This is a genomic window from Cryobacterium algoricola (assembly GCF_004402485.1).
Lineage (GTDB): Bacteria > Actinomycetota > Actinomycetes > Actinomycetales > Microbacteriaceae > Cryobacterium > Cryobacterium algoricola.
In genome coordinates this window covers 928435-944131 of sequence record NZ_SOFG01000011.1, presented here as the reverse complement: position 1 = coordinate 944131, position 15697 = coordinate 928435, and the positions used below count along the sequence as shown (strand labels likewise).

Below are 15697 nucleotides of genomic sequence, written 5' to 3'. Positions count from 1 at the left end.
TTTCTTAAGAAGTGCGTTTCAGCCAGGCAGCGCCGGGGCGCCGCGAGTGGCTAGAAGGGTGTCTCGTCGCTGAAGTTGCCCGGGGTGTTCCACACGTCGCCACCGCTGTTGACGGCGGCGGGCGGAGTGGCTGCCCAGGGCTCGTCGTTCCCGGCCGCTGCGGTGTTACCGCCACGGGGGGAAGATGACGATGCAGCGCGAGTGAGCGAAGCAGTGGCGTACTTGAGCGAAGGACCGATATCGTCGATTTCCAGCTCGAAGCTTGTGCGCTTCTCGCCTTCCTTCGTTTCATAGGAACGCTGCTTGAGCCGCCCAGTAGCGACGACACGAGAACCCTTGGTCAGTGAACCGGCGACGTGCTCGGCGAATTCACGCCAAACGCTCGCGCGCAGGAACAATGCGTCGCCATCTTTCCACTCGTTGGCCGCGCGATCGAAATTGCGCGGAGTGGATGCGATGGTGAAGTTGGCAACCGCCAACCCGCCCTGCGTGTAACGCAGTTCCGGGTCGCTGGTCAGGTTGCCCACCACGGTGATTACGGTCTCGCCGGCCATGGGCTACTTGTCGCTTGCCTTGTCGGCGGTGTCGGCGGCTGCTGCGGGTGCCGGTGTGGCGACCGCTGCGGGCTTGGCGACTGCTGCCGGGGTGACGACTGCTGCCGGGGCTGCAGGAGCTGCCGGTGCTGCGGCCTTGACGGCTGCGGCGGCGGGCGCCGATGCGGGCTTGACAGACGCGGCGACCTTGGCGGTCGGGGCGGCTGCGGCTTCGGCCTTCGCGGCAATGACCTTCGGGTTGGCTGCCTTGCGGGCGGCCTTCTCGGCGGCGAGCTTGCTCGCGACGGCAACCTGGGCGATGCCTTCTTCTGCGCGGAGAACCTTGGTGCGCATGACGGCTTCCGACAGCTTCAGCTGGCGGTCGAGCTCGGCCGTGGCAGAAGCGTTCGCGGTGAAGTCGACGACGGCGTAGATACCTTCGGACTTCTTGTTGATCTCGTATGCGAGACGGCGGCGACCCCAAACGTCAACCTTGTCAATCGTTCCACCATCGTTGCGAACAACGTTGAGGAACTTGTCAAGGCTGGGAGCTACGGTGCGCTCATCGATCTCGGGATCGAGGATAACCATCAACTCGTACTGATGCATGACTAACCCACCTCCTTCGGACTAAACGGCTGCAGAATCTCTGCAACAGGAGGGTTGTGCATGTGCTGAGAGCGGAGGCCGGGAATCCGGCGCGCAGACAACCTGCCCAGACTACTCGATGAGGCGGCCAAAAGCCACCACAGCGGCGCGGCGCCCTCCGCGCCGCACCTGCGTTCTCAGCCCGAGCATGCCGTGACGCGCGTGCGCCCAGCGGCCGGATGCCGCACCTGTGCAGTACTGCGCGCATCCGCCCCTGGTGAGGAGGCTACTGGCCGTGGCCGGCCCACCACGCCTGCAGGCGACGTGTTGCCTCCTCGACACCGAGTGGCCCGTCGTCGAGGCGCTGTTCGAGCAGGAAACGGTAGGCCTCGCCGACCTCCCTGCCCGGCTTCACGCCGAGGATCGCCATGATCTGCTCTCCGTCGAGGTCTGGCCGCACTGCGGCCATCTCCTCCTGCTCGGCGAGCTCGCGAATGCGCTGCTCGAGGTCGTCGTACGCGAAGCCCAGCCGGTCGGCCTTGCGCCGGTTGCGGGTCGTCACGTCGGCCCTGGTGAGGATGTGCAGCCGTTCGAGCTGGTCGCCGGCGTCGCGCACGTAGCGCCGGACGGCCGAATCCGTCCAGGCACCCTCGGTGTATCCGAAGAAGCGCAGGTGCAGCTCGATGAGCCGGGACACGGCCGCGATCGTGTCATTGTCGAAGCGCAGCGCCCGCAGGCGCTTTTTCGCGAGCTTGGCGCCCACCACGTCGTGGTGGTAGAAACTCACGATTCCGCCGGGCTCGAGCTTCCGGGTCGCGGGCTTCCCGATGTCGTGGAACAGGGCGGCAAGCCGCACGATCAGGTCAGGGCCGCCCGGGAAGCTCTCCCGGGACTTCTCGTACCCGATGGCCTGGTCGAGCACGGTGAGGGTGTGCTGGTAGACGTCCTTGTGGTGGTGGTGTTCGTCGACCTCGAGGCGCAGGGCCGGTATCTCCGGCAGCACGATGTCGAGCAGGCCGGAGTCCACGAGCAGCTCGAGGCCGCCGTGCGGGCTGTCGGAGAGGAGGAGCTTGCACAGCTCCTCACACACCCGTTCCGCCGAGATGTTGCGGATGCTCGACGCCATCGCGTCCATCGCGATCGCCGTGTCGAGATCGAGGGTGAAACCGAGCTGGGCGGTGAACCTCGCGGCACGCATCATGCGCAGCGGGTCGTCGCCGAAGGAGATCTCCGGCGAGATCGGGGTCCGCAACACCCCGGCCATGAGGTCGCCGATCCCATTCGCCGGGTCGACGAGGGTCAGTCCGGGGAGGCGCAGCGCCATCGCGTTGACGGTGAAGTCCCGGCGGAGCAGGTCGTCCTCCAGGCTCAGGCCGAACACGACCTCCGGCTTGCGGGTCACCCCGTCGTAGCTGTCCGCCCGGTACGTCGTGATCTCCACGGTCTCACCGGCGACCTTGGCCCCGATGGTGCCGAAGGCCCGCCCGATGTCCCACTGCGCCTCGGAGATCGGGGTGACGATCTCGAGGATCTGCTCCGGCGTCGCGTCCGTCGTGAAATCGAGGTCGTGCAGCGTTCGGCCCAGGAACGCGTCGCGCACCGGACCGCCGACGAGGGCAAGCTCATGGCCCGCGGCCTCGAAGGCCAGGGCCAGACGGGATACGGGAGGAGTGGCAGCCAGGTCGCCCAGCCGCGTGAGGGCTGTCGCGACGCTCTGCATGCCCCCCATGTTAGTTCCTGGTCGCCTCGTGCTGCTGTCGCAGACCGGTTACCCAGGGCGCACGCCGTAGAATCCCCTATATGGTGGCCGAGTCAAGTACTGCGCGTCGGCCCGCGCTCCCGTCAGCGGCGAGCAGCCGCTGGTCGCACCTCAGGGTCCCCGTCTCCGCGCTCCTGATCGGCATCCTCGCCGGACTGCTTCCCCTGGCTTCGTCGGGTTTCGTGCCCGGCGCGCCGATCGCCACGGCGGTCGCGGCCACGGCGACTCCCACGCCCGCGCCGACAGCGGATGCCACGGCCGCGGAGCCCGTCACGGTCACGGTCGCCCCCGTCTCCCTTGCGCCCCTCCGGTCCGGGGAGGACCTCGCGGTCACCGTTCGGATCACCAATGACAGTGCGGACACCATCACGCCCGGCACGATCGAGGTATACCTCGCCGAACGCGCCCTGACCAGCCGCAGCGCGCTCACCGCCTGGCTGCATCCCACCAAGGTCGGGAAGCCGGGCGACCTGATGCTGCGTTCAGAGCTTCCGGCCGCCATTCCGCCCTCTGGGACCGCAAGCGTCGCCATCACGGTGCCCGCCTCCGACGTCGGCCTGACCTCGGGCAATGCCTGGGGGGCCCGCGGCATCTCAGCCACCATCACCGAGGACGGGTCCGTGCTCGCCCAGGGTCGCGGCACCTTCGTCTGGTATTCCAACGAGGTCGTCACCCCGGTCGGTCTCTCCGTCGTGATGCCGATCACGGTGCCGGAGCAGAACACCGGACTCATCCCGGCGAAATCGCTCGAAACCTATACCGCTCCCGGCGGCAGGCTGACCCGGCAGCTCGACGGCGTGATCAACCGCGACGTCACGCTCGCGATCGACCCGATGATCATCGCGTCGATCCGCATCCTGGGCAACGCGGCGCCTCCGAGTTCCCTCGCCTGGCTCAAGCGCCTGAGCGAGGCCAGAAACGATATATTCCCGCTCGGCTATGCGGATGCCGACCTCACGCTCCAGTCCCAGGCCGCGTCGGGAACGCTCCTGGCTCCGATCTCGTTCGACCAGTCCATCAACGCCTCGGATTTCGCGTCCCCGACACCCACACCCACACCGTCGGCATCGATACCGGCACCGACGCCGACTCCGACGCCGACTCCGACGACGACCGGCAGCGCCCCCGCCGGCCTGGTCAACACCGCGGCCACCCCCGCGGCCACCCCGGAGACGCCCACTCCCACTCCCACTCCGACACCGACGACCGCTCCGGGTACGCCCCCCACGAGCGAGCAACTCCTGGCCTGGAACTACACGGCCACCGACGTCGGCTGGCCGGCGACGGGCACGGTCGCGGCCGCTGACCTCGACACCTTCACGGCGGCCGGCCTTTCGAGCCTCATCCTCGGCGGGGCGAACACCGCCCAGTCGGACCTCACCGAAACCCCCAACGCGAACGTGGTCCTGGCCGGCGGCCACGGAAACGCTCTTGTCACCGACGAGCCGATCTCCGCAGCACTCAGGGCAGCGGCCACCGCGACGACGGACACCGACTGGCAGGTCGCCATGGCCGAACTGAGTTCCCATATCGCGGTCGTCTCCGCCGAACGCCCGGCGACGGCGCGCACCCTCCTCGCGACCTTCGACCGCGACACCGTGCCGGGCGGCGCCCGGCTGAGTGAAACCCTCGCAGCCCTGGCAAGCCTGGGCTGGCGGGCACCGGCGAGCCTGGCCACCGCACGCGCGGCATCGCCTGCCACGGACGTCAGCTTCCAGTCCCAGGCGGTTTCCGGCATCCGCATCGAGAAGGCGCGCAGCCTGCTCGAGCGCGAGCGGGAGGTCACGTCGTTCTCAACGGCGCTGTCCACCCCGCTCGCCATCACGGCCGCCCAACGGCTGACGACGCTCGCACTGCTGTCGACGAGCTGGGCGCAGGACACGGAAGCCTGGAGCGAGGCCGTCGATGCGAGTCTCGTGGACTCGACAGCACTGCTCTCCTCGATCAGCGTGTCGACAAAGGGTCCGATCAACGTCGTCGGCAGCCAGGTCGACATCCCGATCACCCTCGACAATGCCCTGGCGCAGGCCGTCACGGTGAAGGTCCAGGTCGTCCCGTCCAACGGCCGGCTCATCGTGAGCGGCGACGTCATCGAGGCCACGATCGAGGCGTCCTCCGCCAGGACCGTCAAGGTCCCCGTGACCGCCGCCGTCGGAAACGGCGCGGTCACCCTGCGGATCACCCTCTTCACGCCGGACGGGTCCATTGCCGGCCAGCCCGCTCACATCCCGATCAACGTGCGCGCGGACTGGGAAGGCCTCGGTTCGCTGATCTTCGCGACACTGCTCGTCCTCTTCTTCGGATTCGGGATCTGGCGAAACGTGCAGCGCCGCCGCCGGGAACGCACTGCGATCGTTCCGACCGCCGATGACCCCACCGATGACCCCACCGATGACCCCACTGATGACTCCACCGACATCCCCGCCGAGCCTCCGGTCGTGCCGCGTGGCTAGCATCGGGCGCGCGAGCGCGTTCCTCGCCTCCGGCACGATCGTCTCCCGCATCCTGGGCTTCGTGAAGGTCATCGTCCTCGCCGCCGTGATCGGCCTCTACGGCACGAGCGCCGACGCGTTCGCGCTGGCCAATCAACTGCCGAATACCGTCTACACGATCGTCGCCGGCGGAGTCCTCACCGCGGTTCTCGTCCCCCAGATCGTCAGGGCCGGCCTGCACCTCGACGGCGGCACCGCGTACATCAACAAGCTGCTGACCCTCGCCCTCTCCATCCTCGCGGTCACCACCCTCGCCGCGACACTCCTGGTCCCGGTCATCACACCCTTCATCGGCCTGCACCTGCCTTCAGCGCAGTTGGACCTCGCCATCGCCTTCGCCTACTGGTGCATGCCCCAGATCTTCTTCTACGGCCTGTACACGGTTCTGGGTGAGGTCCTGAACGCGCGCAAGTCGTTCGGACCCTTCACCTGGGTCCCGGTCCTCAACAACGTCGTCGCCCTCGCGGGAATCCTGGCCTTCGCCCTCGTCGCCGGTACCGACCCGAACGGCGATCGCACGGCAGGCGAATTCACGCCGGGCATGATCGCTCTGCTGGGCGGCACGGCCACCCTCGGCGTCGTCGCCCAGGCCGTCGTGCTCTTCTACTTCTGGCGTCGAATCGGACTGCGCTTCCGCCCCGATTTCCAGTTCCGCGGTGTCGGTCTCGGCGCTGCAGGGAAGACCGCGAGCTGGACCTTCGGCATGCTCCTGCTGACCACGGCCGCAGGGATTGTCGAAACCCAGGTCGTCACCCAGGCCACGGGTAAGGCATCCGTCGCCGTGCTTGCGACAGCCTGGCTCATCTTCATGCTCCCGCACTCGGTCATCACCGTTTCGGTCGCCACGGCCTACTTCACCGGCATGAGCGAGCATGCCTCCCGCGGTGACGTCGTGAAGCTCAGAACGGATGCCTCGTCGGCTATCCGAGGGACATCGCTCCTGATCGTGCTCGCGTCGACGGTCATCCTCGTCTGCGCCTATCCGTTCGCCGCAGTGTTCACGCAGGGGAAGTTCGAGCAGGTACAGGGCACCGGGAACGTGATCATCGCCTATATCCTCGGCCTCGTCGCATTCTGCGTGCTGTTCGTCCTGCAGCGCACCTTCTATGCGCTCGGCGACACCCGTACGCCGTTCTTCTTCACCCTGTTCCAGGTCATTCTGGTCGTGGGCGGAGTGCTCGGGTGCTCCCTGCTGCCCCCGGCCTGGATCGCGGTCGGCATCGCGCTCGTCGTGACGGTGTCCGGAATCCTGCAGACGGTCCTGGCCGGCCACCTGTTGCGTCGCCGCCTGGGCGGGATCGACGGCCGCCGCATCCTGCGGAGCCTGATCCGCTACCTGGTCGCCGCACTCCCTTCCCTCATCCTGGGCCTGGGCCTTCTGTTTCTCCTGGGCGGTACACACGAGGGCGGTTTCGCCGTCTCCGGCCGCCTGGAAGCGATCGTGTCGATGGCCATCATCGGGGCTGTGATGGCGCTCGCCTACTTCGGCATGCTGCTGCTCATGCGCAGCGAGGAACTCCGGGTCTTCCTGGTACCCCTGATCAACCGGTTCCGCCCGCGCGGAACGAACTAGCCCGGCACACTGGCAACCGACCGTGAACGCGGGGTCCTGGCCGGGAGGCGCGGAATAGCATCCGATTAGGATGTGTTGTACCCGGCAGCGAGGCGAGAGCACCTGCCCTGCCCCCACTGCGAAGGAGTCTACGCGTGCGTCAGATCATCATCATCGGCTCCGGCCCGGCCGGATTCACGGCCGCCATCTACGCTGCACGTGCCAACCTCGAACCGTTGCTCATCGCGAGTTCGGTGGAGGCCGGCGGCGAACTCATGAACACGACAGAGGTCGAGAACTACCCCGGCTTCCCCGAGGGTGTCCAGGGTCCCGACCTGATGCAGAAGATGCAGGAGCAGGCCGAACGTTTCGGCACTGAGGTCGTCTACGACGACGTCACCGAACTCGACCTGACGGGTTCCGTCAAGACCGTCACGCTCGGCTCCGGTGAAACCCACGAGGCCCTGACCGTGATCTTCGCGACAGGTTCCGCGTACCGCAAGCTCGGACTCGAAGACGAAGAACGCCTCTCCGGCCGCGGCGTCTCCTGGTGTGCCACCTGCGACGGCTTCTTCTTCAAGGAGAAGACGATCGCCGTGATCGGCGGCGGCGACTCAGCCATGGAGGAAGCGACCTTCCTGACCCGGTTCGCGAGCAAGGTCTATGTCGTGCACCGCAAGGACACCCTGCGCGCCTCCAAGATCATGCAGGAACGCGCCTTCGCCAACCCGAAGATCGAATTCATCTGGAACTCGACGGTCACGGGCATCACGGGCACGGATGCCGTCGACGGCCTGGAGCTGCGCGACACGGTTACCGGGGCCGAGAACGTGCTTCCGGTGGGCGGCGTCTTCATCGCCATCGGCAATGACCCGCGGACGCATCTCGTGCACCAGCAGCTCGACCTCACGACCGATGGCACCATCGCGGTCGACGGGCGCTCCTCCAGGACCAGCCAGGCGGGTGTCTTCGCGGCCGGCGACGTCATCGACCCGCACTACCGTCAGGCCGTGACCGCTGCCGCATCCGGCACCGTCGCGGCGCTCGACGCGGAGAATTTCCTCGCCGCTCTTGCCACGGAGTTGTTGACCGGCACCGACGACGCCGTATTCGAGACAGCCACCAACTAAACAGACAGTTTCCCAAACACCCGGTTTCCCAACAGCCAGTTTCCCAACAGGCTTTAGCTAAGGAGCACACATGTCCGCACGTGCCGTTACAGACGCGACTTTCGACCAGGAAGTCATCAACAACGAGAAGACAGTCCTCGTGGACTTCTGGGCAGAATGGTGCGGCCCCTGCCGCGCCGTCAGCCCGATTCTCGACCAGATCGCCGCAGAGCACTCCGACAAGCTCGACATCGTCAAGCTCAACGTCGACGACTTCCCCGCCCTGGCCGCGAAGTACCAGATCACCTCCATCCCCGCGATGAAGGTGTTCCAGAAGGGCGAGGTCGTGAAGACGGTCATCGGCGCCAAGCCGAAGGTCGTCCTCGTTTCCGACCTGGCCGCCTACCTGGCCTGATCGTTCCGTCCACTGGACACGGTTTCACGTGAAACACCGCACGTAGAGGTCAACGAGGCCCGCCCGGCTCCTGCCGGGCGGGCTTTGTCATATCCGGGTGGGCCTACGATTGAAGCCTCACCAGAACGGATGTGACGTGACTGCACAGGGCTCTTCCCAGGCCGGTAACAACCTCGACCCGTGGTACCACCACTACGCCGAGCGAGCCGCAGGTCTCCGCGCCTCTGAAGTGCGTGCCCTCTTCGCCGTCGCCTCACGGCCCGAGGTCGTCTCCCTGGCCGGGGGAATGCCGTTCGTGGCCGCCCTGCCGCCTGACCTCGTGGTCAACGCCATGGAACGCGTCATGCGGGAACAGGGGCCCGTCGCCCTGCAATACGGCTCCGGCCAGGGGGTACCGGCACTCCGGGAGCAGATCCTCGACGTCATGGCGCTCGAAGGCATCCGCGCCCACGCCGACGACGTCGTCGTCACGACGGGTTCGCAGCACGCGCTCGAGCTCGTCAGCAAGCTCTTCCTCGACCCCGGTGACGTCGTCATCTCCGAGGGCCCGAGCTACGTCACAGCCATGGTCATCTTCAAGTCGTACCAGGCCGAGGTCGACCACGTTCCCATGGACGAACACGGACTCATTCCTGAGGCCCTGCGTGAACACATCGCGCAGCTCCGCGCCACCGGCAAGACCATCAAGTTCCTGTACACGATCCCGAACTTCCACAATCCTGCCGGGGTCACACTGAGCTGGGAACGCCGCATCGAGATCCTCGAGATCTGCCGGGCGAACAATATCCTCGTCCTCGAGGACAACCCCTACGGGCTCCTCTACTTCGATCGGCCGGCGCCGGCCGCGATGCGCTCCCTCGAACAGGACGGCGTGGTCTACCTCGGCACCTTTTCCAAGACTCTCGCTCCGGGTTTCCGGGTCGGTTGGGCCCTCGCGCCGCACGCGATCAGGGAAAAGCTCGTGCTCGCCAACGAAGCGGCCGTGTTGTCGCCGAGCTCATTCAGCCAACTCGTGATCTCGGAGTACCTCGCGACGGCGGACTGGAAGGCCCAGATCAATACCTTCCGCGGGGTGTACCACGAGCGCAAGAACGCACTGCTGAACGCCCTCGACGAGTATCTGCCCGAGCTCACCTGGACGAATCCCAACGGCGGGTTCTACGTCTGGGTCACCCTGCCCCCGTTGTTGAATTCCAAAGCCATGCTCCCTCGTGCCGTCAAGGAGCTCGTCGCGTACACGCCGGGCACGGCATTCTTCGCCAATGGCGACGGGCAGCAGAACATCCGGCTGTCGTTCTGCTATCCCACACCCGCTGAGATCCGCGTCGGCGTTCGCCGCCTGGCGACCGTCGTCCGCGACGAGCTCGACCTCCTGGAAACATTTGCCGGCACCGGCTCGCTCGATCCGGTCCGCACCCCCGGTCGCTTCAACCCGCTACCGACCGATATCTCCTAACCCCAGCACCATTCCCAAGCGATTAGCAAGGAATCCCTGATCATGACCGATATTTCTCCCCTGGCGATCGTCGTCCTAGCCGGTGGAATCTCGCATGAACGCGATATCTCACTCCGATCGGGCCGCCGGGTAGCGGATGCCCTCACCGTTCTCGGGCACAAGGTCACCCTCCTCGACCCCCAGGCCGGGCTCCTGCTCGACCTCACCACCCGGGCACCGGACGTCATCTTTCCGGTCGTGCACGGCGCAACCGGCGAGGACGGTGCCCTTCTGGCGCTCCTCGAGACGACGGGAATCCCCCACGTCGGCTCGCGCGGCGGCCCGGCGAGCCTCGCCTGGACGAAGCCCACCGCCAAGGAACTCGTCCGGAGAGCCGGATTCGCGACTCCGAACTGGATCGCCCTCTCCAAGGAGACATTCCGTGACCTCGGTGCCGCGAGCGTGCTCGAGCACCTCCTGACGGCGCTCCCTACTCCCCTCGTCGTGAAGCCCTCCCAGGGCGGATCCGCCCAGGGAGTGACGATCGTCGAAACGGCGGCCGAACTCCCCCGAGCCATGGTGGAGGCGTACACCTATAATTCCGTTGCCCTGGTCGAGGAGAAGGTACGCGGCACCGAGCTCGCCGTGACGGTCATCGACTCAGGGGACGGCCCCCGCGCCCTTCCCGCGGTCGAAATCGTCCCGGTCAACGGCGTGTACAGCTTTGAAGCCCGGTACAACGCCGGCGAGACCCTCTTCTATGCTCCCGCCCGCATCACCCCAGAGACAGCGTCCCTTGTCTCCGAGACCGCGGTCGGAATCCACGCTTTGCTCGGACTCCGGCACATTTCCCGGATCGACCTGATCGTCGACGATGACGGGTTGGTTTGGTTCCTCGAGGCGAACGTGCTTCCCGGACTCACGGAAACCTCACTAGTCCCCCAGTCCATCGAAGCCTCGGGTGCGACGCTCGGTGATGTCTACGAGTCTCTCGCACGTGCCGCGGTCGCGACCATTGACTGACACGAACCGCCCACATCGCCAAATTTCTACCGAATTCGATCCAATTTGGCCCCGATCCGAGAATTCCGGAAACTCTGAAGTCGGCTTAGGATGCGTTCTGGCGACCTGAAATCACTCGAAATTCACGCCGCTCCTGGTCATCTGTGACACCGTTTCACGTGAAACATTCACATCACGCCCGACGCGCGACAGCAAACCGGAAAAACAGCGTGTTTCACGTGAAACATCCACAGCACCCTACTGATTCACCCGACACGTCAGAGGCTCGGTGTGACTCCATCCAGCGGCGCAATGTGGCCGTCTGATATTCGACCGCCATGTTTCACGTGAAACCTGCACACATTTTGTAGCTCGCGCCATGGTTTCACGTGAAACATGAACAGAGCATCATATCAACGGGACAGATTCCGGAACCAGAACCGCACGGCTCCTGCGCCGGATGTTTCACGTGAAACACCGCACGAATGTACTCCCGCGCGGTGCAGGGACTAGTTGGAGCCGAAACCGGGTTCTCCCAGAACCGCAAGGATCCGGTTCAGGTCGCCGATCGTGGCGAAATCAATGTTGATCTGCCCCTTACGCGCGCCCAGGTTGATCTTCACCCGGGTGTCCAGACGATCGCCGAGGTGCAGGGCGATCTCGTCGAGGTGCCCCTGACGCTTGCCCGCGGACGGGCGCGGCACCTGAACCTTCGGCACCGCGGTCGCCGCGGCCTCCGCTGCACGAACAGACAGGTCCTCGTTGACGATCTTGTCCGCGAGCCGCAGCATCCCTTCTGGGTCTCCGACGGAGAGGATCGCGCGGGCATGCCCGGCGGACAAGACCCCGGCCGCGACGCGCAGTTGCACGGCTTCGGGGAGCTTCAGTAGACGGATCGTATTCGTGATTTGCGGCCTTGACCGGCCAATTCGCTGTGCCAGCTCGTCCTGGGTGATGCCGAAGTCCGCGAGGAGCTGCTGGTATGCGGACGCCTCTTCGAGCGGGTTCAGCTGCGCGCGATGAAGGTTCTCAAGCAGCGCGTCACGCAGCATATCGACGTCCGCGGTCTCACGGACGACGGCGGGAATGGAATCGAGTCCGGCTTCCTTGGTCGCGCGCAGCCGCCGCTCGCCCATGACGAGCTCGTACTTGCCGGGCTGGTCCGGAAGCGGGCGCACCACGATCGGCTGAAGCACCCCGACCTCGCGGATGCTGTGCACCAGTTCGGCGAGATCGGACTCGTCGAAGACGCTGCGGGGCTGCTGCGCATTCGGGACGATGTCAAAGGGGTTGAGGTGAGCGAGCCGGGCACCCGGAACCGGTACCAGGAGGGTGACCTCCGTTTCCGGCTCTTCCGGTGCGCTGGGAACAGTTGGGCCATCCGCGTCCGGCGCGGCTACGAGCTCGACCGTACCGATCCCTGCCGCCTCGTTGGCGGCGGCTAGTGCCGCAGCAGCACTGGCCTTGGCCGCGGGGGAGTACGGGAAGAAGACATCGACGGGACGAGCGAGGTTGGGGTCGTCCTGAATCGGAATCAGGGCGCCAATGCCGCGGCCGAGGCCTGTTCTCTTCGCCATTACTATCGTTCTCCTGTCTGGGGGGCACCGCGCCTGGCGATTTCCGCTGCTGCTTCAAGGTAGGAGAGCGATCCTGCCGAGTTCAAGTCGTAACTGATCACGCTCTGGCCATAGCTCGGCGCCTCAGAAACCCGCACGGACCGCGGAATGAGGGTGCTCAGCACCTGATTGGGGAAGTGATCGCGCACGTCCTGCGCCACCTGGTTGGCCAGATTGGTGCGGCTGTCGTACATCGTCAGCAGGATCGTCGACACGGTGAGTTCTGGGTTGAGGTGTTTCTCGATCAGCTCGATGTTCTTCAGGAGCTGACTCAGGCCCTCGAGCGCGTAATACTCGCACTGAATCGGGATGAGGACCTCTTTCGCGGCCACGAAGGCGTTGATCGTGAGGAGTCCGAGTGACGGGGGACAATCAATGAAGACGTAGTCGTACGGATCCGTCATCGTCTTCAAGTGCAGGCTGAGGGCCCGGCTCAGCCGCTGTTCGCGGGCCACGAGAGAGACGAGCTCGATCTCGGCTCCGGCGAGGTGGATCGTGGCCGGCACGCAGAAAAGGGAACCGAACTCCGGGCTGCTCTGCACGACGGACGCGAGGTCCATGTCATTGATGATCACGTCGTACACGCTCGGGGTGTCCGCGCGGTGTTCGACGCCGAGGGCGGTCGACGCGTTTCCCTGCGGGTCGAGGTCGATCACGAGCACCCGGGCACCCTGACGCGCCAATGCCGCAGCCAGGTTCACGGCGGTCGTGGTCTTGCCCACGCCGCCCTTCTGGTTCGACACCGTGATGATCCGCGTCCGCTCGGGCTTCGGCAGCCGCTCCGCCGCGATCACCTGACGTCGGCGCGTCAGCTCGCTGATTTCCCTCGCGAGGGGAGTGCTGGTGTCAAAGCCGGGTGCGGCCGCGGTGTCGTGCTGATCCTGGCCGGGTTGTTTCACGTGAAACCTTACGTTCGACGGTTGAAGAGCCATCCGAGGGTGCTGCACGATCCATGTTCGCAGCTGCGAAACACCAATCGGGGACTAATCAACTGTAGCCCTTATGACCCGCGTGACGTCCTGCAGCACGCCCTCGCCGAGCGTGATGACCTCGACATTGCTGAGGTGGAACCGTCGGATCTCCTTGGTCGCCGCCGAGATCTCTCCCGGCGCCCCGGCACCCTTCATCAGCACGAGCTCGCCCCCTGCCTTGACGAGCGGCGCCGTCAGGGGAATCAGAGTTCGGAAAGCGCTTACTGCTCGCGCGGTGACCTGATCGAGTGGCTGCGGGAGGTGCACATCCTCAGCTCTGGCGCGGATCACGCTCGTATTGGCCAGACCGAGCTCGGCAACCTGCTCGGTCAGCCAGGCGACGCGCCGCTCCATCGGTTCGATCAACACGAAATCAACGTCGGGCCGCATGATCGCGAGCACAAGCCCAGGCAACCCGGCACCGGACCCGACGTCACCGACCAGTCCCGGGCGGAGCAGGGGTGCCATGATCGCACAGTTCAGGATGTGCCGGCTCCAGAGCCTGGGCAATTCGAGCGGGCCGATCAGGCCACGCTCCTCACCTTGGCTCGCCAGGTTGGCCGCGAAGGCCCGCGCCACGTCGATGCGTTCCCCGAAGAGTCCCGCGGTGACGACGGGTTCGATCTCGAGCGTGTCGTTCACGTGTTCCACGTGAAACTACGCCGCGGTGATGACCGTGTGGCGGTCGCGGCCCTCACCCGTCGATTCCGACACGTATCCGTGCTCGGAGACGAGATCGTGCACGAGTTTGCGCTCGTAGGAGGACATGGGCGGCAGGGACGCTTCCGTCGCGCCTGCGACGATGCGCTCGATCGCACGGGTCACCAGGACGCCCAGCTCCGCTTGGCGGGCCTCGCGGGAACCGCCGATGTCGAGGATCAACCGGGAGAACGACCCGGTCTTGTTCTGTACCGCGAGGCGGGTCAGTTCCTGGAGGGCGTTCACGGTGTCCGGACGCGAGAGCAGACGCAGGCTTCCGGCATCCGTCGAATTGACCGACACGTAGGCGCGCCCGTTGCGGGCGTCGATATCGATGTCCCCGTCGAGGTCGCAGATGTCGAGGAATTCCTCGATGTAGTCCGCGGCGACGTCGCCCTCCTTCTCGAGCTGATCGAGGGTGGGGGAGTCATCTTCCGCGGGGGAGGCCGCGGCGATCACGTCGGTGTTCTCAGTCACGATGTCCGTCTCTTCCGTGGTTCTGTTCAGTCGTTCCGTGCGGCCGTTCCGGCCGTGCGGCTCAGTCTATTTCTTCGGGCCGGTCTGCTTCTTGGCCCGGGACTTGCCAACGGGCTGCTGGCGCTGTGGCTGCTGCTTCTTCGGTTCCTCGACCACGATGATGTCGCCGTCCTTGGCGATGAGCTTTCCCTTGCGGGCGAGACGCTCCTCGCGGGCCTTCGCTGCTTCGCTGCCCGGTGTCGGCATGTTGCGGATGACCAGGAACTGCTGGGCCATGGTCCAGATGTTCGAGGTGAGCCAGTAGAACATGACGCCGAGCGGGAACGCGATACCGGAGAAGGCGAAGACGAGCGGGAGTAGGTACAACATCATGCGCTGCTGCTTGAACATCGGGCTCGCCTTGGTTTCCGGCGACATGTTCTTGGAGACGATCTGCAGCTGCGTGATGAACTGCGACGCGGTCATCAGCACGACCATGGTGGCCGCGATGAGCATCACAGCGAGGTTGTACGGGCTGCCGGCCACGAGCAGGGCCCACTGGGTGGAGAACGATTCGTGCAGCGGGGCGACCCCGAACAGGGTGGCGCTGCCGAAGCTCTCGGCGAGCTGGGAGTTGAGCGGCCCGACGCCGGCCTTCGCGTGCTGGGCGTCATTGAGCACGGAGAACAGCGCGAAGAAGATCGGCATCTGCAGCAGGAGCGGGAGGCAGGAGCTCAGCGGGTTCGTACCCGTGCGCTTGTAGAGTTCCATGGTCTCGCGGGACATCGCCTCGCGGGAGAACTGGTCCTTCTTGCCCTTGTACTTGTCCTGGATCTTCTTGAGCTGAGGGGCAACCTCGAGCATCTTGCGCTGGCTGCGAATCTGCCGTACAAAGATGGGGATGAGCGCGGCGCGCACGACGAGCACGAGCCCGACGATCGCAAGGACCCAGGTGATGCCGTCGTTGTAGCCGAGTCCGACGGTCGTGAACAACCAGTGGAAGGCGACGAGCAGGAGCTCGACAGCCCATTTCAAAGGCCAGAGAATCGTACCTAGGAGGTCCATACTTT

General features: G+C 65.6%; 13 protein-coding genes and 1 pseudogene. 6 read left to right on the top strand and 8 right to left on the bottom strand.

Translation table 11 applies throughout. The annotated features are described in order from the left end of the window. Positions 1–50: 50 nt before the first annotated feature. From E3O44_RS11100 to E3O44_RS11090, 3 genes and pseudogenes are all read right to left on the bottom strand, one after another. Entirely contained in the window at positions 51–554 is a 504-nt protein-coding gene (locus tag E3O44_RS11100; protein WP_134534775.1) for a single-stranded DNA-binding protein, read from the bottom strand. Between the two features lie 219 nt (positions 555–773). Continuing rightward, a pseudogene (gene rpsF / locus E3O44_RS19895) lies at positions 774–1142 on the bottom strand (30S ribosomal protein S6); the annotation flags it as partial. Between the two features lie 265 nt (positions 1143–1407). Beyond that, the gene (locus E3O44_RS11090; RefSeq protein ID WP_134534904.1) at positions 1408–2841 is read right to left on the bottom strand and encodes a CCA tRNA nucleotidyltransferase; all 1434 of its coding nucleotides are present in this window, start codon (positions 2839–2841) and stop codon (positions 1408–1410) included. Positions 2842–2921: 80 nt separating this feature from the next. Between E3O44_RS11090 and E3O44_RS11085 the strand changes: the two genes are divergently transcribed. The 6 genes from E3O44_RS11085 (at position 2922) to E3O44_RS11060 (ending at position 10906) form a co-directional block, all read left to right on the top strand. Then, the gene (locus tag E3O44_RS11085; RefSeq protein WP_134534773.1) at positions 2922–5333 is read left to right on the top strand and encodes a DUF6049 family protein; all 2412 of its coding nucleotides are present in this window, start codon (positions 2922–2924) and stop codon (positions 5331–5333) included. Then, complete coding sequence (murJ, locus tag E3O44_RS11080; protein WP_134534772.1) at positions 5326–6945, top strand: murein biosynthesis integral membrane protein MurJ; 1620 nt, start codon at positions 5326–5328, stop codon at positions 6943–6945. Before E3O44_RS11085 ends, murJ begins: the two co-directional genes overlap by 8 nt. Before the next feature lie 134 nt (positions 6946–7079). After that, positions 7080–8054 carry a thioredoxin-disulfide reductase gene (gene trxB, locus E3O44_RS11075; protein WP_134534771.1) on the top strand — a complete coding sequence of 325 codons (975 nt, stop codon included), beginning with the start codon at positions 7080–7082 and terminating at the stop codon, positions 8052–8054. A 70-nt stretch (positions 8055–8124) separates the two neighbouring features. Then, the gene (gene trxA, locus E3O44_RS11070) at positions 8125–8448 is read left to right on the top strand and encodes a thioredoxin (protein WP_134534770.1); all 324 of its coding nucleotides are present in this window, start codon (positions 8125–8127) and stop codon (positions 8446–8448) included. Positions 8449–8584: 136 nt separating this feature from the next. Then, entirely contained in the window at positions 8585–9904 is a 1320-nt protein-coding gene (locus E3O44_RS11065) for an aminotransferase-like domain-containing protein (RefSeq protein ID WP_134534769.1), read from the top strand. A 42-nt stretch (positions 9905–9946) separates the two neighbouring features. Further along, positions 9947–10906 (top strand): D-alanine--D-alanine ligase family protein, encoded by a 960-nt coding sequence (locus E3O44_RS11060; protein WP_134534768.1) that lies wholly within the window; start codon positions 9947–9949, stop codon positions 10904–10906. A gap of 488 nt (positions 10907–11394) precedes the next feature. On the opposite strand, the gene E3O44_RS11055 is transcribed toward E3O44_RS11060, so the two are convergent. From E3O44_RS11055 to yidC, 5 genes are all read right to left on the bottom strand, one after another. After that, the gene (locus tag E3O44_RS11055) at positions 11395–12462 is read right to left on the bottom strand and encodes a ParB/RepB/Spo0J family partition protein (RefSeq protein WP_134534767.1); all 1068 of its coding nucleotides are present in this window, start codon (positions 12460–12462) and stop codon (positions 11395–11397) included. Between the two features lie 2 nt (positions 12463–12464). Next, positions 12465–13433, bottom strand: coding sequence for a ParA family protein (locus E3O44_RS11050; RefSeq protein ID WP_134534766.1), 969 nt, complete (start codon positions 13431–13433; stop codon positions 12465–12467). Between the two features lie 51 nt (positions 13434–13484). Next, positions 13485–14114 (bottom strand): 16S rRNA (guanine(527)-N(7))-methyltransferase RsmG, encoded by a 630-nt coding sequence (gene rsmG, locus E3O44_RS11045; RefSeq protein ID WP_134534765.1) that lies wholly within the window; start codon positions 14112–14114, stop codon positions 13485–13487. 15 nt (positions 14115–14129) lie between these two features. Then, positions 14130–14648, bottom strand: coding sequence for a Jag family protein (locus E3O44_RS11040; RefSeq protein WP_134534764.1), 519 nt, complete (start codon positions 14646–14648; stop codon positions 14130–14132). A 66-nt stretch (positions 14649–14714) separates the two neighbouring features. Further along, on the bottom strand, positions 14715–15692 hold the full coding sequence (yidC, locus tag E3O44_RS11035) for a membrane protein insertase YidC (protein ID WP_134448555.1): 978 nt from the start codon (positions 15690–15692) through the stop codon (positions 14715–14717). Positions 15693–15697 lie beyond the last annotated feature (5 nt).